This is a genomic window from Bacteroides sp. AM16-24, from assembly GCF_003471885.1.
Taxonomy (GTDB): Bacteria; Bacteroidota; Bacteroidia; order Bacteroidales; family Bacteroidaceae; genus Bacteroides.
Genome location: NZ_QRKI01000009.1, coordinates 55,904 through 77,291, shown reverse-complemented (window position 1 = coordinate 77,291; position 21,388 = coordinate 55,904). Strand labels below are relative to the sequence as shown.

The 21,388-nt window shown below is 40.6% G+C and carries 18 protein-coding genes; 14 read left to right on the top strand and 4 right to left on the bottom strand.

The window, feature by feature from the left end:
• Positions 1-3 precede the first annotated feature (3 nt).
• Complete coding sequence (locus tag DW182_RS12050) at positions 4-312, bottom strand: DUF4143 domain-containing protein (RefSeq protein ID WP_370449804.1); 309 nt, start codon at positions 310-312, stop codon at positions 4-6.
• A gap of 310 nt (positions 313-622) precedes the next feature.
• Here DW182_RS12050 and DW182_RS12045 point away from each other — a divergent pair, with 310 nt between their 5' ends.
• The gene (locus DW182_RS12045; RefSeq protein ID WP_118295744.1) at positions 623-1,108 is read left to right on the top strand and encodes a DUF3836 domain-containing protein; all 486 of its coding nucleotides are present in this window, start codon (positions 623-625) and stop codon (positions 1,106-1,108) included.
• 8 nt (positions 1,109-1,116) lie between these two features.
• On the opposite strand, the gene DW182_RS12040 is transcribed toward DW182_RS12045, so the two are convergent.
• Positions 1,117-1,995 carry a DMT family transporter gene (locus DW182_RS12040; protein ID WP_118295743.1) on the bottom strand — a complete coding sequence of 293 codons (879 nt, stop codon included), beginning with the start codon at positions 1,993-1,995 and terminating at the stop codon, positions 1,117-1,119.
• Between the two features lie 656 nt (positions 1,996-2,651).
• Between DW182_RS12040 and leuS the strand changes: the two genes are divergently transcribed.
• The 8 genes from leuS to DW182_RS11995 all read left to right on the top strand — a co-directional run bounded on the left by leuS (position 2,652) and on the right by DW182_RS11995 (position 13,836).
• Positions 2,652-5,489 (top strand): leucine--tRNA ligase, encoded by a 2,838-nt coding sequence (gene leuS / locus DW182_RS12030; RefSeq protein ID WP_118295683.1) that lies wholly within the window; start codon positions 2,652-2,654, stop codon positions 5,487-5,489.
• 94 nt (positions 5,490-5,583) lie between these two features.
• Positions 5,584-6,486, top strand: coding sequence for a YitT family protein (locus DW182_RS12025; protein WP_007661161.1), 903 nt, complete (start codon positions 5,584-5,586; stop codon positions 6,484-6,486).
• A 14-nt stretch (positions 6,487-6,500) separates the two neighbouring features.
• Entirely contained in the window at positions 6,501-7,085 is a 585-nt protein-coding gene (locus DW182_RS12020) for a non-canonical purine NTP diphosphatase (RefSeq protein WP_007661159.1), read from the top strand.
• A 65-nt stretch (positions 7,086-7,150) separates the two neighbouring features.
• Positions 7,151-9,178: a two-component regulator propeller domain-containing protein gene (locus tag DW182_RS12015; protein WP_118295682.1), complete on the top strand. Its 2,028-nt coding sequence runs from the start codon at positions 7,151-7,153 to the stop codon at positions 9,176-9,178.
• Between the two features lie 105 nt (positions 9,179-9,283).
• Positions 9,284-10,363 (top strand): Gfo/Idh/MocA family protein, encoded by a 1,080-nt coding sequence (locus DW182_RS12010; protein WP_118295681.1) that lies wholly within the window; start codon positions 9,284-9,286, stop codon positions 10,361-10,363.
• Between the two features lie 64 nt (positions 10,364-10,427).
• The gene (locus DW182_RS12005) at positions 10,428-11,915 is read left to right on the top strand and encodes a Gfo/Idh/MocA family protein (RefSeq protein ID WP_007661155.1); all 1,488 of its coding nucleotides are present in this window, start codon (positions 10,428-10,430) and stop codon (positions 11,913-11,915) included.
• A gap of 34 nt (positions 11,916-11,949) precedes the next feature.
• Positions 11,950-12,822: a DUF1080 domain-containing protein gene (locus DW182_RS12000; RefSeq protein ID WP_118295680.1), complete on the top strand. Its 873-nt coding sequence runs from the start codon at positions 11,950-11,952 to the stop codon at positions 12,820-12,822.
• 108 nt (positions 12,823-12,930) lie between these two features.
• Positions 12,931-13,836 (top strand): sugar phosphate isomerase/epimerase, encoded by a 906-nt coding sequence (locus DW182_RS11995; protein WP_199678585.1) that lies wholly within the window; start codon positions 12,931-12,933, stop codon positions 13,834-13,836.
• 148 nt (positions 13,837-13,984) lie between these two features.
• On the opposite strand, the gene nadA is transcribed toward DW182_RS11995, so the two are convergent.
• Positions 13,985-15,004 (bottom strand): quinolinate synthase NadA, encoded by a 1,020-nt coding sequence (gene nadA / locus DW182_RS11990; RefSeq protein WP_167507420.1) that lies wholly within the window; start codon positions 15,002-15,004, stop codon positions 13,985-13,987.
• Between the two features lie 534 nt (positions 15,005-15,538).
• Here nadA and DW182_RS11985 point away from each other — a divergent pair.
• Positions 15,539-16,066 (top strand): RNA methyltransferase, encoded by a 528-nt coding sequence (locus DW182_RS11985; protein ID WP_007211408.1) that lies wholly within the window; start codon positions 15,539-15,541, stop codon positions 16,064-16,066.
• 189 nt (positions 16,067-16,255) lie between these two features.
• On the top strand, positions 16,256-17,083 hold the full coding sequence (locus DW182_RS11980) for an alpha/beta hydrolase (RefSeq protein WP_118295679.1): 828 nt from the start codon (positions 16,256-16,258) through the stop codon (positions 17,081-17,083).
• A 12-nt stretch (positions 17,084-17,095) separates the two neighbouring features.
• Here the strand turns inward: DW182_RS11980 and DW182_RS11975 are convergent, their stop codons facing one another.
• A complete protein-coding gene (locus tag DW182_RS11975; RefSeq protein ID WP_118295678.1) occupies positions 17,096-17,695 on the bottom strand; it encodes a DUF4294 domain-containing protein in 600 nt (199 codons plus the stop codon).
• Positions 17,696-17,803: 108 nt separating this feature from the next.
• Between DW182_RS11975 and DW182_RS11970 the strand changes: the two genes are divergently transcribed.
• The 3 genes from DW182_RS11970 to DW182_RS11960 all read left to right on the top strand — a co-directional run bounded on the left by DW182_RS11970 (position 17,804) and on the right by DW182_RS11960 (position 21,341).
• Positions 17,804-19,810, top strand: a complete 2,007-nt coding sequence (locus tag DW182_RS11970) for a helix-hairpin-helix domain-containing protein (RefSeq protein ID WP_044534098.1) — start codon at positions 17,804-17,806, stop codon at positions 19,808-19,810.
• A gap of 92 nt (positions 19,811-19,902) precedes the next feature.
• Positions 19,903-20,676 (top strand): radical SAM protein, encoded by a 774-nt coding sequence (locus tag DW182_RS11965; protein ID WP_021967506.1) that lies wholly within the window; start codon positions 19,903-19,905, stop codon positions 20,674-20,676.
• Positions 20,677-20,831: 155 nt separating this feature from the next.
• A complete protein-coding gene (locus tag DW182_RS11960) occupies positions 20,832-21,341 on the top strand; it encodes a flavin reductase family protein (protein ID WP_118295677.1) in 510 nt (169 codons plus the stop codon).
• The last annotated feature ends 47 nt before the right edge of the window (positions 21,342-21,388 follow it).

The following is a 21,388-nucleotide window of genomic DNA, read 5'->3' as shown; positions in this document are numbered from 1 at the left end:
TTGCTATTGTTTTGGGGACAAAGATAGCATTTTCAACATCCACTTCCATACAGGAAGAGCATGAATCGTATATTCACCAGCATTTTTACCCTTATAGTAATGCAGACTTCCCTGTACCGGCAAATTCCAGCGTAAATGAAGATAAACGGCATTCTCAAGCAACTTACCATTATCTTCACTTTGAGGATTAAGCAATACAGAGCGTAAACCATAATCAATGCAATAATATTTCTTATCTCCACTACTCTCTTTCACGAGTGAGGGTTCATATTTCGTTAACGGGAAAAACAGATATATACTTCCACAGGTAATCCTGCCTGGAAACCTGCAATCAACTGTTTTAGTAATTCCTTCTTCTTCATAAAGACATTCTATTTAAAATTTTCCCTTCTAAAAAAGACAAAATATAAAAAACTTTCTTTTTGGAAAAGAAGAAATCTAGGAAATTCTAAAAAACATCAGATTTAATAAGATACAAAGCTGCATTTGCAGTTGATAAAATCACCGGAATTTCTACGTTAACCTAACGATAACGTTACGATAACATTCATCCTCATCTCCCTGCCCTATCTTTGCAACATCGAAAGAAACAAGAATGTATAACTTAAAAAATAAAACGATTATGAAAACTTTAGTAGTATCAGTAGTATTCGCATTGACATCCGTAGTAAACGCAGTAAGCAACAACAACCTGGAAGGTTTCGCTTATAACACGGAAATGAACGAAGGTCGCGTAAAGACGGAAACTGTATTCAAAGTAGAGAACCGGAAGTATCTGCACAATCATTTGCAGTATAACTATTCGTACAATGCCGAAGGACGCATATCAGCCAAAGAAGTATTGAAATGGAGCAAGGAGAACCAACGTTTTGAAAAGCAATATTGCCTGAATTTCTCTTATGACGGAACAGATATAAACGTGGAATACATAGCATGGAACAGTAAAATGAACGCTTACGCTGACGTGAAAGCTAAAACTGTTTATCAGATAAACGCAATGGGGGCAAATTATCAAAGCTACAAATGGAACAAGAAAGATAATTCCTGGAACCTGACAGCAGAACACAGCACGCAAGCGGAAGAAATTATGTTGTTTGCTGAAAAATGATCCGTCGGTTATTTTCTTCCTGCTATATACACCCCACACATAATGCAACCTGCACCAATCAGCGCAATGATCGTCAGATGTTCATTCAGCAGAATTGCAGACCCTACCAAGGTGAACAGCGGATTGAGATAGATATAATTGGAAGCACGCACCGTACCGAGATTTTTTAGCACCACATTCCAGACTGCGAAACAAACCAGCGAAGCAAGTACACCTAAAAATAGCAGGTTCAACAAGACAGAAGGTTTCAAAAGCAAGGAAAGGTCTGCTTGCCAGGGCTGGAACAAGAAAACAGGAAGTAAGCTCAATATCCCATAGAAAAATATCTTACGGGTAATAAAGATAGTATTGTATCTCCCTGTCATCTTCTTCATTATCAAGCTATAAAATGCCCAGGAAAGAGCAGCAAGCAGAGTCAGGAAATCGCCCAGCGGAGAGATTTTCAAAACAAAACTACCATTATAAACCACCATTGCCACTCCCACCAACGCCATCAGTGAACCGCCTATCAAAGTGCGGGTAGCTTTCTCCTTCTTATAAATCATCAGTGAAAAGATAGTGGTGAGCAACGGAGCCGTACAAACAATAAACGCCACATTGGTAGCCAGCGTGATGCCTAATGCCATATTCTCCGTCAGAAAATAGACGGAACCACCCGTAATACCACCCAATAACAACCAAAGTTCATCTTTCCAGTTGTTCGCAAACAGTTTGCGGGGAGATATAAACCAGATACCAATATAGGCAATCAGAAAACGAAGCAAGAAGATCTCTTTCGGAGAAAGTCCATTGGCAATTAAAACTTTGGTGGAGATAAAGGTTAATCCCCACACTCCTACGGTGAAGATCGCTATCAGATGATAGGTGTAATTTTTCTTCTCATTCATACGTTCCCGATAAATTGCAGGCAAAGATATACCATTTCTACTTTTTGTACAATAAAACAGGGGATTTAATAGACGCCGGAAACGTTTTTAATAAATAAGGGTGACGTTTTTTAAAAACTTTACCCACGTTTATGAACAACGTGATTAGAGTGCTTTTCAGCAATTCGGCATAAAATAAACAAAAAAAGGATGCAATCTTCTCAGACTTCATCCTTTGAAATATCCTAAAAACACTTTTGTGTAAAATCCTATTGAATTAACTTAGCCATTTTTTGTATTACATTACTTGAATTAGTTTTAATAAGCACATCACAAATATAAGCAATAAAAATTACTTTGTCAAGTATTTATTTATATTTTTTCCACCTTTTCTACTACTTTATCACTAAACAGGAAAAAATATATATTTTCAGAATGTTCCGCTCCCTGTATGAAACATATCTGAACCATACTTGCTCCATACATTCTTCGGCCAAAAGTACCTCTACATGGAGAAAGTATGGCTTTAGTACGGAGCAAGTGTATCCCAGGTACGGCCCGGACATATACTTTTTTGTTGTACTAAGCTATGAATCTGAAAATAAACCTGTAAATTTGCACCGTTTAATAAAGTATATAACTAAGTATCAACCATAAAATAACGAAAGAAAAACATTATGGAGTACAATTTCAGGGAGATTGAAAAGAAGTGGCAGAAAAGGTGGGTGGAAGAGAAAACCTACCAAGTGAAGGAAGATGAGACGAAGCAGAAGTACTATGTACTAAACATGTTCCCCTACCCCTCCGGTGCGGGCCTACACGTAGGACACCCGCTGGGATACATCGCTTCGGACATTTATGCTCGTTACAAACGACTGCAGGGCTTCAATGTACTAAATCCCATGGGATATGATGCTTACGGACTTCCCGCCGAACAATATGCTATACAAACAGGACAACATCCTGCAATTACTACGATCAACAATATCGACCGATACCGTGAGCAGTTGGATAAGATAGGTTTCTGTTTCGACTGGAGCCGCGAAATACGTACTTGCGAACCGGAATATTATCATTGGACGCAATGGGCATTCCAGAAGATGTTCAACAGCTATTATTGCAATGATGAACAACAGGCCCGCCCTATCGAAGAGCTGATACAGGCTTTCGAGCAAGTAGGTACCAACGGTATGAATGTGGCTTGTGGCGAAGAACTCAGCTTTACTGCCAAAGAATGGAAAGCCAAGAGCGAGAAAGAGAAACAGGAAATCCTGATGAACTATCGTATCGCCTATCTGGGTGAAACGATGGTAAACTGGTGTGCCCAATTGGGTACGGTTCTGGCCAACGATGAAGTGATAGACGGTGTATCCGAACGCGGAGGTTTCCCCGTAGTTCAGAAGAAGATGCGTCAATGGTGTCTTCGCGTTTCTGCTTATGCACAACGCCTGCTGGACGGTCTGGATACCATCGACTGGACAGATTCTCTGAAAGAAACTCAAAGGAACTGGATCGGCCGTAGCGAAGGTGCCGAAGTACAATTCAAGGTAAAAGACAGCGATCTGGAATTTACTATCTTCACGACTCGTGCAGATACGATGTTCGGTGTTACTTTCATGGTGTTGGCACCGGAAAGCGAATTGGTAGCCCAGCTGACTACTCCTGAGCAAAAGGACGAAGTTAACGCTTATCTGGAACGTACAAAGAAACGTACTGAACGCGATCGCATCGCTGACCGCAGCGTGACGGGTGTATTCTCCGGAAGTTATGCCATTAATCCTTTCACTGGTGAGGCAGTGCCCATCTGGATTAGTGACTATGTACTTGCCGGTTATGGTACAGGTGCCATCATGGCTGTACCTGCACACGATAGTCGTGACTATGCTTTCGCCAAACATTTCGGATTGGAAATCCGTCCGTTGGTAGAAGGTTGTGATGTCAGTGAAGAAAGCTTTGATGCCAAAGAAGGTATCGTTTGCAACTCTCCGAGACCTGATGTAACTCCTTATTGTGATCTTACATTGAACGGACTGACCATTAAAGAAGCTATCGAAAAGACCAAGAGCTACGTAAAAGAACATAATCTGGGACGCGTAAAAGTGAATTATCGTCTTCGTGACGCTATCTTCTCCCGCCAGCGCTACTGGGGTGAACCGTTCCCGGTTTACTACAAGGATGGAATGCCTTATATGATCGATGAAAGCTGTCTGCCGCTTGAATTGCCGGAAGTTGCCAAATTCCTTCCTACCGAAACCGGAGAACCACCGTTGGGACATGCTACCAAATGGGCTTGGGACACCGTAAACAAATGTGTGGTAGAGAATGAAAAAATAGATAACGTTACTGTATTCCCTCTTGAACTGAATACCATGCCGGGCTTTGCAGGTTCCAGCGCATATTATCTGCGTTATATGGACCCGCACAACAACAAAGCATTGGTTGATAAGAAAATAGATGAATACTGGAAAAGCGTCGACCTTTATGTAGGTGGTACGGAACATGCTACAGGGCACTTGATTTATTCACGTTTCTGGAATAAATTTCTGTACGACGTAGGAGTGTCTATCGTAGAAGAACCGTTCCGGAAATTGGTGAACCAAGGTATGATACAGGGACGGAGTAACTTTGTTTACCGTATCAAAGACAGCAACAAGTTCGTTTCTCTGAATCTGAAGAATCAATACGACACCACTCCACTCCATGTGGATGTAAATATCGTATCCAATGATATTCTGGATCTCGAAGCTTTCAAGGCATGGCGTCCTGAATTTGCCAACGCTGAATTTATCCTGGAAGATGGTAAATACATCTGCGGCTGGGCTGTGGAGAAGATGAGTAAATCCATGTTCAACGTCGTTAATCCCGATATGATTGTTGAGAAATACGGTGCGGATACATTGCGTATGTACGAGATGTTCCTCGGTCCGGTAGAGCAATCCAAGCCTTGGGATACGAACGGTATCGACGGTGTGTACCGCTTCATCAAAAAGTTCTGGTCACTGTTCTACGACCGTAACGGAAACTATATGGTGACGGATGAGCCTGCAACCAAGGAAGAACTGAAATCTTTGCATAAACTGATTAAGAAAGTAACGAGTGATATTGAACAGTTCTCTTACAATACTTCCGTCAGTGCTTTCATGATTTGTGTAAACGAGTTATTCAGCCTGAAATGCAGCAAGAAAGAGATATTGAATCAACTGATTATCGTATTGGCTCCTTTCGCTCCGCACGTATGTGAAGAGTTGTGGGATACACTGGGCCATACAGATTCAGTTTGCGATGCCAAGTGGCCTACTTACAACGAAGAATACCTGGTGGAAGATACAATCAACTACACCATATCTTTCAATGGCAAGGCACGCTTCAATATGGAATTCCCTGCTAACGAAACATCAGAAGCTATTCAAAGCACCGTATTGGCAGATGAACGTTCGGCTAAATGGATGGAAGGCAAATCAGTAGTGAAAGTGATTGTCGTCCCGAAGAAGATCGTAAACATTGTTATTAAATAACGTAAGTTACGAGCTACAAACTACAAGAGACAAGTCAACCTGTCTCATTTACCTACACTTGTAGCTCGTAGCTTGTAGCTTGTAACTAACTAATATGCAAATCACAAAACCAACCAAAGCCGAAATGATGAGAGAGTTGCGAGACTATATCTTCATCACTGTCGGTCTTATCAGTTATGCCTTAGGATGGGCGTTGTTTCTGATCCCTTATCAGATAACGACGGGCGGTACTACAGGTATCGGTGCAATTATCTATTACGCCACGGGGTTTCCTATCCAATGGTCATACTTCATCATCAATGCTGTCTTAATGACATTTGCCATTAAAATACTGGGTCCTAAATTCAGTATTAAAACTACGTTTGCCATCTTCGGGCTGACATTCTTTTTATGGTTTTTCCAAATGCTTGTAAATGGTCCAGACAATACACCACCACTTATACTGGGACCGGGACAGGACTTCATGGCTTGTATGATAGGTGCCGTGATGTGCGGTGCAGGTCTTGGAGTCGTATTCAATTGCAACGGAAGCACGGGAGGAACGGATATCATCGCCGCTATCATACATAAGTATAAAGACGTCACACTGGGACGTATGGTGATGCTTTGCGATGTGATTATTATCAGTTCCTGTTACTTCGTATTCCACGACTGGAGACGCGTGATATTTGGTTTTGTAACTTTGTTTGTTATCGGTTTCGTATTAGACTATATTGTGAACAGTGCCCGCCAGTCCGTGCAATTCTTTATCTTCTCCAAAGAGTATGAAAAAATAGCCGACCGTATTACGAAAGAGACACACCGCGGTGTAACCGTTCTGGACGGTATAGGATGGTACAGTAAACACAATGTAAAAGTACTCGTCGTTCTGGCTTACAAACGCCAGTCAATCGACATTTTCCGTTTGGTGAAAGACATTGACCCGAACGCATTTATCTCTCAAAGTTCCGTTATCGGAGTATATGGAGAAGGTTTTGACCGGTTGAAAGTGAAATAAGAACCAATCAACATATGAAACATAAATTCGTATTTGCCACAAACAATGCACACAAATTGGAAGAAGTAACCGCTATTTTAGGTAACAGAATAGAACTTCTTAGTCTGAAAGACATTCATTGCCATACGGACATACCTGAAACTGCTGATACTTTAGAAGGAAACGCTTTACTGAAAGCACAGTACATTTATGAAAACTACCAAATGGATTGTTTTGCCGATGATACCGGTCTGGAAGTAGAAGCTTTGAATGGAGAACCGGGAGTTTATTCGGCACGCTATGCCGGAGACGGACATAATGCAGAAGCAAATATGCTGAAACTGCTGCATGCCATGGAAGGAATAGAAAACCGGAAAGCACAATTCCGCACTGCATTCGCACTGATTATCGACGGAAAAGAGCATTTGTTCGAAGGTGTAATCAAAGGAGAAATCATCAAAACCAGAAGAGGAAACTCCGGTTTCGGATATGATCCTATATTTGTTCCCGAAGGATATACACAGACTTTTGCAGAGATGGGCAACGAACTGAAAAACAAAATCAGCCACCGTGCCATAGCTACAAACAAACTTTGCAAATTCCTTAATAGCATACAATAAACCCGAAAATATGGAGTTATTAGTTTGTAAGTGTGTTGCTTACAAACTAATATAACTCTGATTTTATGAGATTTCAATATATATTTCTTCTCTGCTTAATCTATTTTCTGCCTGCCTATTCGCAAAATGCGATAGGAGAGTGGCAAACTTACCTTTCTTATCATAACCCTACCCGCAGTGAAGTCATTGGAAGTAAACTCTTCATTCTTGCCAATGGTGATTTATATGCTTATGATAAAGAAGATACCAGCATACGAACTTATTCAAAATCTTTTCCGCTAAGCGATACGGAAATATCTTATATTGCTTACCAATCAGCCTATAAATCATTGATCATTATTTATTCCAATGCAAATATAGACCTGTTGGTGAATGAGGAAGATATCTATAACCTTCCCGATTATAAAAACAAGAATATGACGCAGGATAAGACGGTCAACCACGCTTGTTTTTATAAGGAATACACGTATTTATCCACTGCGTCGGGTATTCTTTGTATCAATTTGAAAAAGCGGGAAATTAGTAATTACTATCCTCTGAATAAAAACGTTCTGGCATGTAATGTATCAGATAATCATCTTTATGCCGCTACTTCCGAAGGGTTGTTTGCAGGGTTATTGACAGATAATCTGCTGGATATTAAGAACTGGAAGAAAGTGTCGGATGATACCTCTGAATTTCTCTCACAATACCACGATATTCCTTTCAAAGGAAAAGTACCCGAAAACATTACTCCGAATAGTCCTGTACGGAACTATCCGTACTATATGAATTTTACCGGAGAACGATTGCTGATTACCGGAGGAGGACATATAGCCAACAGACTTGACAGACCCGGAACCATTATGACCTTTGAAAATAATACCTGGAACAGTTTTCAAGAAGAAGGCATCAGTGAACAAACCAAACAACGGTATGACGATATAAATTGCATCGTTCAAGATCCCCAGGACCATACTCATCATTTTGCTGCATCGGCAGGAGAAGGAATTTACGAATTTAAAGATGGAAAGTTCGTCAACTGGTATAGTATGCATAATAGTCCGCTGGAAAGTGCATTGTCAAACAGTGCTTCCAAACATAACTATGTACGCGTGAACGGACTGATTTATGACAAAGAAAATAACCTTTGGATGGTGAGTTGCGAGACACAACATGCAGTGAGTGTATTGATGAAAAGTGGTGACTGGGCAAGTCTTCATTATCCGGAAATAGTAAAGGCAAGTAATTTCGGACGGACTATCTTTGATAAAAGAGGTTGGTTGTGGGCCACTTCTTCGCGTATAGAGTCGGGAGGATTGTTCTGCTTGAATTATAACGGCACTATTACAGATACTTCGGACGACCAACACAAGTTCATTACCCGGTTTACGAATCAGGACGGCACCCTTTTAGAACAGCTGGCAGTTTATTGCATTGCCGAAGATAAAGAGGGAGCTATCTGGATCGGTACTAACAGAGGTCCTTTGATACTGAACAATCCTTCCCGCTATTTCAATGATAACTTCTATTGTACACAGATTAAAGTTCCGCGCAATGATGACAGTGGGTTAGCTGATTTCTTATTGGTGAACGAAGCGATTAATGCCATTGCAATAGACGGTGCCAACAGAAAGTGGATAGGTACAGCGTCCAATGGAATTTATCTGATAAGTGCGGATGGAATGGAAACGATTCATCACTTTATGGAAGAGAATAGTCCGCTACTTTCCAATAGCATCGTATCTATTGCTATACATCCCCGTACCGGCGAAGTCTTCATCGGAACAGGTAAAGGGCTTGTTTCTTACCAAAGTGACGCTACAGAGGCTGAAGACAGCTTTAAAGAGAGTAATGTACGAGCTTATCCTAATCCGGTACGCCCGGACTACAGCGGTGTGATTACTGTTACGGGGATGGTCTACGACAGTGATGTGAAGATTGTGGACACTGCCGGACATCTTATTTATCAAGGTACTTCCCTGGGAGGGCAATTCACTTGGGATGGAAGAAATAAGCAGGGTAGGAGAGTGGCCACAGGAATATATATGGTACTTGCCGCAGACAGTGAAGGAAAAGAGGGGATTGTTACGAAAATTGCATTTATCAAATAACATAAAGTTATAATTTATTTTTTATTTTTTTATATTTTTGTTTTTCTTTCTATAACGAATTGTCCTAATTTTGTAGCAAACCAATATAAAATATAGAAAAACACCATGAAAATAAAAGTTGGTTTGATTGGGTTCGGGCGAATGGGACAGATGTATTTGGAAAGCATGCAAAAGACTAATCGGTGGGACATTGCATATATCTGCGACACAGATTCCGCTTCTCGAGAATTGGCAAGAACTCTTTCACCTACATCCAAAATCATATCCGATGAACAGGAAATATTCAATGATGACAGCGTACAGGCCGTAGGACTCTTTACGTTAGCTGATTCACGGAAAGATCAAATAGAGAAAGCTATCCAAAGTAAAAAACACATTATTTCGGAAAAACCCGTTGCCGATACCATCGATAAAGAATGGGAAGTGGTAGATCTAGTGGAAAAGAGTGATATTTTTTCCACAGTAAATCTTTACTTGCGTAACTCATGGTATCATCAGATCATGAAACAGTTTATTGAAGAAGGTGAAATAGGTGAACTAGCCATTCTACGAATCTGTCACATGACTCCAGGACTGGCACCAGGCGAAGGACACGAGTACGAAGGCCCTGCTTATCACGATTGCGGCATGCACTACATAGACATTGCCCGTTGGTATGCCAATAGCGAATATAAAACTTGGCATGCACAAGGTATACGAATGTGGAACTATAAAGATCCCTGGTGGGTACAGTGCCACGGTACTTTCCAAAACGGAATTGTATTTGATGTTACACAAGGTTTTGTCTACGGACAGCTCTCCAAAAATCAAACTCATAACGCATATACGGATATCATTGGTACAAAAGGTATTGTACGCATGACGCATGATTTCCAAACTGCTGTAGTGGAACTTCACGGAGTGAACCGTACACTTCGTCTGGAAAAGCCATTTGGCGGGAAGAATCTAGACAAGCTTTGTGACATTATGGCTAATTCTATTGAAAGTGGAAAACGTGACCCACGGCTTCCGCAGATGCGTGATTCTGCAATCGCATCCCAATATGGTTGGACATTTTTGGAAGATGCACACCGAAATGACTTGTCCGCTATCGGAAATTTACAGACACTAGAAGAAATTAGGGAACGCCGAAAGCATATGAAAGAAGGCTACGGACTCCTTCGTCCGAAAAGAACTGTAGTCTGACATATTTGTAATATTGATTGTTTTAAGATTCATAATATTAACCATTTTTTAAATCTAAAAAACCATGTCTAAATTTACAAGAAGAGAATTTCTTAAGACCGGAGGTTTAGCTTTGGCAGGACTTACAATTGCTCCAAGCACCATTTTGGGTCGTAGCCACGGACACGTACCTCCTAGTGACCGATTGAACATTGCTGCCGTTGGTATCGGTGGAATGGGACACACCAACATCAACCATGTGAAGAATACAGAAAACATCGTAGCCCTCTGTGACGTAGATTGGCGCTACGCAAAAGGTGTATTCGACGAATTCCCCAATGCAAAGAAATATTGGGATTATCGTAAAATGTACGATGAAATGGGAAAATCTATTGATGCAGTGATCGTTGCTACCGCCGACCACACACATGCCATCATTACAGCCGATGCCATGACAATGGGCAAACACGTATATTGCCAAAAACCGCTGACGCACTCTGTATATGAGTCCCGTCTGCTCACTCGTCTGGCTGCTTCTACTGGTGTAGTTACCCAAATGGGTAACCAAGGTTCTTCAGATGAAGGTACTGACTTAGTATGCGAATGGATATGGAACGGTGAAATTGGCGATGTAATAAAAGTGGAATGCGCTACCGACCGCCCCATCTGGCCGCAAGGACTGAACGTTCCTGAAAAGGAAGATCGTATTCCTCGTACACTAAACTGGGATTTGTTTACTGGTCCTGCCAAATTGAATCCTTATAACGAAATCTATCATCCTTGGAACTGGCGCGGATGGTGGGATTATGGTACAGGTGCTTTGGGCGATATGGCCTGCCACATCCTGCACCAACCGTTTAGGGCTTTGAAGTTACAATATCCTACTAAGGTGGAAGGCTCGTCTACATTATTACTCAATTCTTGTGCTCCGCAAGCACAGCATGTGAAGCTGACTTTCCCCGCACGCGAAAATATGCCGAAAGTAGCTATGCCCGAAGTGGAAGTTCACTGGTACGACGGTGGCATGATGCCTGAACGTCCGAAAGGATTCCCCGAAGGAAAACAACTGATGCAAAGTGGTGGTGGTCTAACCATCTTCCATGGTACCAAAGACACACTAATTTGCGGTTGCTATGGACAAAACCCATGGTTGCTTTCAGGTCGTGTACCCAATGCACCGAAAGTTTGCCGTCGTGTACCGAAGGCTATGAATGGCGGTCATGAAATGGACTGGGTACGTGCTTGCAAAGAAAGCGCTTCAAACCGTGTAATGCCGAAGTCTGACTTCTCAGAAGCAGGCCCAATGAACGAAATGGTAGCTATGGGTGTATTAGCAATCCGTCTACAGGGTTTAAATAAGACATTGGAATGGGACGGTGCCAATATGCGTTTTACTAATATCGGTGACGAGGAAACTATCCGTACAGTCATCAAGGATGGTTTCAAGATACACAACGGTCATCCTACGTTCGACAAGACATGGACCGATCCTGTCAATGCCAAAGCATTTGCCGAAGAACTTGTGAAGCACAACTACCGCGAAGGTTGGAAATTACCCGATATGCCAAGATAACAATCAAACATAAACTATTTAATATTTTTTTATTATGAAGAAAATTTATTATCCTTTGGCTTGCTGCCTCATTGGTGGTATGTTAGCCTCTTGTGGAGGCGGTGCCAAAAAACAAAATGTTACGGAAGAAAGTACGCCTACTACCGTTACATTATCTTATTCCAAATCATTAAAGGGAGCTGAAACAGACAGCCTGACCTTACCGATAGACGCTGATGGCTATATAACTATCTTCGACGGAACAAGCTTGGACGGATGGCGCGGATATGGCAAAGACCAAGTACCTTCCAGATGGACTATTGAAGATGGCTGTCTTAAATTTAACGGCACAGGTACTGGTGAAGGACAGACTGGTGAAGGAGGCGATTTAATCTTCGCCCACAAATTCAAAAACTTTGAGATGGAATTAGAATGGAAGATTTCAAAAGGTGGTAACTCCGGTATCTTCTACCTGGCTCAGGAAGTCACTTCTCAAGACAAGGACGGTAATGAAGTGTTGGAACCTATCTACATCTCCGCTCCCGAATTCCAAGTACTGGACAACGCTAATCATCCCGATGCAAAACTGGGCAAGGACAACAATCGTCAGGCAGCTTCTCTATATGATATGATTCCTGCCGTTCCTCAGAATGCCAAACCATTCGGTGAATGGAATAAAGCCAAAATTATGGTATACAAAGGCACCGTAGTTCATGGACAAAACGATGAGAACGTATTGGAATACCACTTATGGACCAAGCAATGGACAGATATGTTGCAGGCCAGCAAATTCAGTGAAGAAAAATGGCCCTTGGCATTTGAACTCCTGAACAACTGTGGCGGAGATAACCATGAAGGTTTCATTGGTGTACAAGACCATGGAGACGACATTTGGTTCCGTAACATCCGCGTGAAAGTTCTTGACTAATCCTTTCTTTTCAAACATAACGATGCCTGCAATGAGAATCATCGCTTTTAAAAGCGACAGTCTCGTTGCAGGCATTTATCCAATACAATCCATGAAAAAATAACAAATATGATAATGAAAAATTATATCTTTACATTGCTGGCAATCTTCTGTCTGACCGTGCCACAAGCGTGTACCACACCCCAATCCCCCCAAAAGAAGGAAAAAGAAAAAAAAGAAGTCGCCATACAACTCTATTCCGTGAGAGATTTGATAAACAATGGCGGAGACCTCAACAAAATTTTGAAAGACTTGGCAGATATGGGTTATACCAGTGTGGAAGCTGCTAACTACAATGATGGAAAATTCTATGGCAAGACTCCCAAAGAATTCAAACAAATGGTAGAAGCAAACGGAATGAAAGTGCTTTCCTCACACACATCGCACGGCTTGTCGGACAAGGAATTATCTTCAGGTGACTTTACGGAAGCTCTGGCATGGTGGGATCAATGTATAGCTGATCACAAAGCTGCCGGTATGGAATACATTGTCACTCCATGGCTTGGCGTACCCAAGACTTTGAAAGAATTGCAAACCTACTGTGATTATTACAATGAAGTGGGCAAGCGTTGTAATGCTGCCGGACTGAAATACGGTTACCACAACCATGCTCATGAATTCCAAAAAGTAGAAAACAAGGAAATAATGCTGGATTATATGCTACAGCATACTAATCCTGAATATGTATTCTTTCAAATGGACGTTTACTGGGTAGTGCGTGGAGATAACAGCCCGGTGGATTACTTCAATAAATATCCCGGACGCTTCACAATGCTCCACATCAAAGACCACCGCGAAATAGGGCAAAGCGGTATGGTAGGTTACGATGCTATTTTCAAAAATACAGATAAAGCAGGTGTGCACCATTTGGTGGCAGAGATCGAACAATACAGTTGTCCTGTAGAAGAAAGTGTAAAGCAAAGCCTAGACTATTTACTTGAAGCTCCCTTTGTAAAAGCATCGTATAGCAAATAAACAGGAAAATTATTTATTTGAAAACACTCCTCAATGGGATGGTGAAAACAATAAGGGCGTATCATTTATCTTGATACACCCTTATTGTCATTTCATACGACTTTAACAGAATATAAGCGTAGCTAATAATTCATACAACCAAAGTTTATTAAAGCCCCAGCTTTGCCGAAATCTCCAGCATCCTCTTGATAGGCTTCACTGCTTTCTCGGCAATTTCAGGATCTACTATTATTTCCGGAGATTCGTCTTTCAAGCAATTATAAAGCTTTTCCAGCGTATTTAATCTCATGAAGCTACATTCATTGCAGGCACAGGTACTATCGTTAGGAGGAGCCGGAATAAACGTCGTTTGCGGACATTTCTTCTGCATCTCATGAAGGATGCCCGATTCGGTAGCAACAATATACTCTTTCTCGGGATGATTCACTGCATACTTCAGCAATGCTGCGGTTGAACCTACCACATCAGCCAACTTCAAAACTACACTCTTACATTCGGGATGTGCCAAGACCACTGCATCGGGATGCTGCGCTTTTAATTCAACAATCTTTTCAACCGAGAATTGTTCGTGTACATGGCATGCGCCGTCCCATAATAACATATTGCGCCCCGTGATAGAGTTAATATAATTCCCCAGATTTCTGTCAGGACCAAAGATTATTTTCTCATCTTTGGGGAAACTTTCCACGATCTGCTTCGCATTGGTAGAAGTTACCACAACATCCGTCACTGCTTTCACGGCAGCTGTCGTATTCACGTAAGATATCACCGTATATCCGGGATGCTCTTTGACAAACTGACTGAACTTGTCCGCCGGACAACTGTCCGCCAACGAACAACCGGCTGCCATATCAGGAACCAGCACTTTCTTATTCGGACAAAGCACTTTGGCTGTTTCACCCATAAAGTGAACACCGCACATCACAATGATATCCGCTTCCGTTTTAGCTGCCCATTGAGCTAATGCCAGACTATCGCCGACGTAATCGGCTATATCCTGTATTTCCCCCTTCTGGTAATAGTGCCCCAGAATAATCGCGTTCTTCTCCTTTTTAAGTTGCTTGATAGCTTCTATGAGATTATTCATAATTATATTTTTTATTTCTCTTTCTAATTTAAAAATCCTTTGATGGTGATGATAGGCTGTTAATAGTGTCGACAAGTAAATACGATTTTTCTTGCCGGAGAAGTTATTAGTATGAGATAAAACTTTATTCGTACGTTATCAACGGGCAAATAAAAGGTATATCTCTTGATAATAAGCCATCTATAAAACTCTTTCAACACCTTGTTGATAAAGTGCAAAGTTAATAACTTTATGGTTATAAACCGGTGTAATAGGGCTGAAAAATGTGTTTATATAACCTCAGAAAGTTTCTCTTAACTTTTTTGGAATGTTCATTTCGGTGGATGCATATACGTTGTTTTGAATATTGCAAGAATTATTTTTGAATTTCTTTCCCTACTCTTTTGACAGCTTTTCAACGGTTATTAACAGGGATGTGAACGGAAAGAAGTATCTTTGCAACAGGAATAAAAAGATAACGTATAAGTACGTTGTTTGTTCTACACTTGTGTGGCTTGTCTGTAATGCTTGTGTTGTATAAATGAAACACAAGTGTGGTGCAAATAAAACACTTGTGTTAAACAAGTCTTTGTAAATCAATCTATTAATAAAATTCATTTAAAGAGTATGGCTGTCATGCGTAAACTGAAAATAACAGAACTGAATCGTATTAGTATAGAGGAGTTTAAGGAAGCTGAGAAGCTACCCTTGGTGGTGGTATTGGATAATATCCGCAGTCTTCATAACATTGGTTCTGTATTTCGTACTTCGGATGCTTTCCGGGTGGAATGTATCTATCTGTGTGGCATTACAGCTACTCCGCCCCATCCTGAAATGCATAAAACAGCTTTAGGTGCTGAATTCACTGTCGACTGGAAGTATGTTGATAACTGTGTTGAAGCTGTTGATAACCTTAAAAAGGAAGGATATACTGTTTATTCCGTAGAGCAGGCGGAAGGCAGTATCATGTTGGATGAGTTGTCTTTAGACCGTACTAAAAAGTATGCAGTAGTTATGGGCAATGAGGTGAAAGGAGTTCAGCAGGAGGTTATTGACCATTCCGATGGATGTATTGAGATACCCCAATATGGTACGAAACACTCATTGAACGTATCTGTAACTGCCGGTATCGTTATCTGGGATTTATTCAAGAAACTGAAATAACAAGGTGTTGATAAGTTGTTTGAACCCTGTTCAAACAGTGGTTATTATGTCCTTATCAATAGAGAAATGAACAATAGTTCATAGAAGTTTTCAACATAGATAAGTGTTTGAAATACATGGTTTTCTATAATGACTGTTTTTCATTACTAACAGTGTTCTTAACATCATATCAACAGGAGGGTTCAAACTATGAAAAAGGTTTTATTAATTCTTTTATTCTGTATTTTCCATAGCTGGAATGGTAAAGCTCAAGCGGACTTTTATTCGTTGCAATCATTGGGCGACAGGTATATTTATGACTCTGAATATTTTGATGATTCACGTGAACTGCAAGTATACCGGAGTGGGGTAGATGCTACTTTGAAGAGTGATTCATTGTTGACTATCTATGTATTCGATGCTCAATATCCGCCTACTTTCAATTTGTTTTGTTCTACCTTTGAATTGTTGTATCCGGGTGTTCCCTGTATAATCGTTGGTATTTCGAATCCTAACAGGCAGAGTGAATTAACTCCTCCTTATACGGATGAAGAATCGGTAAAGGGGTATGATGATCCTGGGAAGGCGGATTCTTTATTGTTATCTCTGGAAAAAGAAATTATTCCTTTTATAAAGAGCAGATATAATACGGGTTCGCGGAATATACTGGTAGGACATTCGTTAGGCGGCACGTTTGTGACGTATGCTTTACTTAGCAACCACGGTTTGTTTCAATGCATTCTGTCCGTCTCTCCTAACTATATGTATAGCAGGAAGATGATGATTGATAAACTTTCAGAATTTACTAAAGAGTACAAAGGGGCTAGCCAACTTTATATGTATCTGGCAAGCGGGAAGAAGGATAAAATAGAAGAGTCATTTAAGCCTGTCACAGAGGAGGCAATAAAGATCTTATCCGCTTGTCCGAAGATTGTTTTGAACTATGATTCTTTGAATATAGAAAAACACAGTCATACGATCTTTGAAGGTTATTACAGGGGGCTGTTGGGATTGAAAAACTACGTAAATAAGGAGTAGGATATTTCTATTTTAAAGTTGCCCGCTTTCTACCAGCAGAATAACCCGTTCGGTAAGCGCATCATCTCCTGTGGGATCATATTGTTTTTTCAGGCTGGCACCGAACAGTGCAGCAAAAGTCTGATAGAAACCTGCTCTAAAAGGTCCCATGAAGGCTTTTACCAGTTCGTAACCCGTGGAATTGGTTTGGCGGTCCACTAACTTGATTAATAACTTTCCTTGAGAGAAAGAAAGCTTTTTCATGCGTGGAGTATATTGTTCTTTCAGGCTTTTTTCTACCGCTTTCATGTGTTTCTGACGGCTTTTCTCATCAGGTAAAGTCATCATATATTCGTAAGTTTCAATAACTGCGCGGTTGATTTCTTTGGAGATAGGCAATACCTTCTTTACGTTATATACCAGTCGGTTATATTCATTCAACTGTTTTTTGTTCTTGAATTTGAGAGGTTTGAAAATATAAACGGTAGGTATCTTTATATACGGGATAGTGTCTCCTTCGTAAATGCACATAGGAACCAGGTATCCTTCGGTTTTCGTTTCCTGTGCCTGGCATAGGGAAGTTCCGAACAGAAGGAAGACTACGATAATGAATATGTTCAGCCGTGCGTTCATGCCACAAAATTAAGTGTTTATCTTTATATTTGGTTTGATTGTCGATGTTTTCCTTGCCTTGTTAACTTATTTATGGTAATTTCGCGACAATTAAACTTATTTACACGAATGAAATTACTCAAGTTGGGAGTTTTTCTGAGTATGCTGTTGATGACTCCTGTACTTGAAGCCCAAAATACAAGTGTGTCCCTATGGGAAGAGAACATAGAGCAACTCTCTATGGATGAGGAAGAAAAGAATTGGGAAGATGAGCTTGAAGAGCTTTCCGATCGTTTGCACGAACCTGTTAATATCAATGTTACTACTAAACATGAATTAGAGCAATTTTCTTTTCTTTCGGATATTCAAATTGAAAATATCTTGGCTTATGTGTATATACACGGGCAGATGCAAACTATTTATGAACTGCAATTGGTGGAAGAAATGGATAAGCATACCATTGACTTGCTACTCCCTTTTGTTTGTGTGCATCCTGTTGCGGAAAAGAAAGGTTTTCCCCGGTTGAAAAGTCTGTTGAAATATGGTAAGCAGGAGGTATTAACCCGGCTGGATGTGCCCTTTTATACCCGTAAAGGTTATCAGAAAAATTATTTGGGACCTGCAATGTATCATTCTCTGAGATATGGGTATCGTTATGGAGATTACCTCCAAATGGGAATTACAGCAGAAAAGGATGCAGGAGAACCTTTCTTTGCCTTGCATAATGAAAAAGGATATGATTATTATTCTATTTACTTTCTGCTTCGTAATCTGGGTAAGTTGAAAACGTTGGTATTGGGAAATTTCAGATTAAGTTTCGGGCAAGGGTTGGTAGTCAGCACTGATTTCCGTTTAGGGAAAACTTATTCTCTCTCAACGGTGGATAACCGTAATAGTGGTATCCGGAAGCATAGTTCTACGGATGAATATAATTATTTCAGGGGTGCTGCGGCAACAGTGGAGGTTATCCCTGCACTTCAGTTATCCGGTTTTTATTCACATCGTTCTATGGATGGAGTCATAGAAGGGAATGAAATTACCTCTATTTATAAAACCGGATTGCATCGTACGGAGAAGGAAGCAGATAAAGTAAATGCTTTCACTTTACAGTTGATGGGTGGAAATATTACCTATGAAAAGAACAATCTAAAAGTAGGAATGACAGGTATTTACTACTTTTTCAACCGTAGTTATCAACCGGTATTAAGAACCTATGCCAAGTATAATCTGCAAGGGAATTACTTTCATAATGTGGGGGTAGATTATAAATATCGTTGGAATCGATTTACTCTGACAGGTGAAGCAGCTATGGGTAAACAAGGTTATTCACTGTTGAACCAGTTGAAATATAACATATTAACCGGTTATCAACTGCTGATTGTTCATAGATATTATAGCCATGATTACTGGGCAATGTTTGCACGTTCGTTTGGTGAAAGTAGTGCACCGCAAAATGAAAATGGTTGGTATCTGGCTACCGAAGCATCGCCTTTGGCACATTGGAAGTTCTTCGCTTCTTTGGATTTATTTTCTTTTCCCTGGTGGAAATACCGCATCAGTAAACCGTCGCAAGGTGTGGATGGTATGTTTCAATCACTCTATTCTCCTAAGCGAAATTTATCTATGTATGTTAATTATCGCTATAAGCGAAAAGAGAGAGATGTGGCGGGTACGGATGGAAAAGTTATCCTTCCTACTTATCAGCATAGTCTTCGTTACCGACTGACTTATTCACCGGATCATCTACAGTTACGAACAACGGTGGATTATAATCATTTTCATTCGCAGGGGCAGGAGGGAAGCCAGGGATATCAGTTTACACAATCCTGCTCGTATGCTTTTTCTTTTCCTATAAAGATATCTGTGCAGGGTACTTATTTCCATACGGATGATTACGATTCCCGTATTTATGCTTCTGAAAAAGGATTGCTTTATACCTTTTATACACCTTCGTTTTATGGGCAAGGATTTCGTTTTTCTGCTTGTGTCCGGTATGATGTGAACAAAGTTTTTATGTTCCTTGTTAAATTCGGGCAGACTATCTACGAAGATCGTGAAAATATTGGTTCGGGTAACGACCTGATACAAGGAAACAAAAAAGCCGACTTACAAATGCAACTTCGTATAAAGATTTAGTTAACTTTGCCGTTATAAACGCTGAAAATACTGTATTTGTTTTTTATAGTAATTCAGTAATTTGAATCGTCAATTGTCAAATAGTAAATAAAATGACTGTAATTTATCCGTCTCCCATTTTCGGTCCTGTTCATTCCCGCCGTTTGGGAGTATCCTTAGGGATTAACTTGTTGCCGGAAGATGGTAAGGTGTGTTCATTCGACTGCATTTATTGTGAATGCGGTTTCAATGCAGACCATCGTCCCAAGAAAGCATTGCCTACCCGCGAAGAGGTTCGCGATGCTCTTGAAGCCAGATTGCAAGATATGCAACAGAACGGACCTCAACCGGATGTATTGACCTTTGCCGGAAATGGTGAGCCTACAGCTCATCCGCATTTTCCTGAAATCATAGAAGATACGTTGATGCTTCGTGATAAGTATTTCCCGAATGCCAAAGTCAGTGTATTGAGTAATTCCACCTTTATTCACCGCCCTGCAGTGTTTGATGCGCTGAATAAGATAGATAACAACATATTGAAACTTGATACGGTAGACGAGGATTATATTCATACTGTGGATCGTCCTACAGGGCATTATTCCATAGACGAAATCATAGAACATATGAAAGCTTTTCAAGGAAACTGCATTATTCAGACCATGTTCATGAAAGGCAGTTATCAAGGGAAAGACGTGGATAATACTTCGGATAAGTACGTTCTTCCGTGGCTGGAGGTTGTGAAAGAGATAAAACCCCGCCAGGTGATGATTTATACCATTGATCGTGAAACGCCTGACCATGATCTTTGTAAGGCTACTCATGAAGAACTGGACCGCATTGCTTCTTTAATTAAAGAAGAAGGTCTTCCGGTTAGTGTTTCTTATTAAGCGGTTTACAGGAGCTATATATCCAACGTATTGGGTCTATATATCCAATGTGTCCCATCTATATATCCAATACGTTGGGTATAGATATCCTGCAAATGTGAAATAATAGAGTGAAAAGAGTTTGAATTAAGATTATAGTAAAACAAATAAGTAGTATGAAACCTATTGCAATTAAAGACCTTTCAGAGAACTTCTTTGAAGTTATCGGTAAAGAATGGATGCTGGTGACGGCAGGTAATAAAGATCATTTCAATACGATGACTGCCAGTTGGGGTGGTATAGGCTTCCTATGGAACAAACCGGTGGTCTATGTCTTTATCCGTCCGGAACGTTACACGTTTGAGTTTATTGAGAAGAGTGAATACTTCACGCTTTCTTTCCTGGGAGAAGAGAATAGAGCTATCCATAAGATATGTGGAAGCAAGTCGGGTAGGGAAGTAGACAAGGTAAAAGAGACGGGACTGAAATCGGTTATTACTGAAAAAGGAAATATTCTTTTTGAACAAGGACGTCTCAGTCTGGAATGCCGTAAGCTCTATACGGATATAATGAAAGAAGAAAGTTTTATTGATCCAAGTGTTTGTAAGCAATGGTATGGTGGTGCCCATGGCGGTTTACATCATATTTATGTAGCAGAGATTACTGGAGCATGGATGAGAGAATAAATATCTTTAATAATATAAAGGAGGGAATGATTTTTTCATTCCCTCCT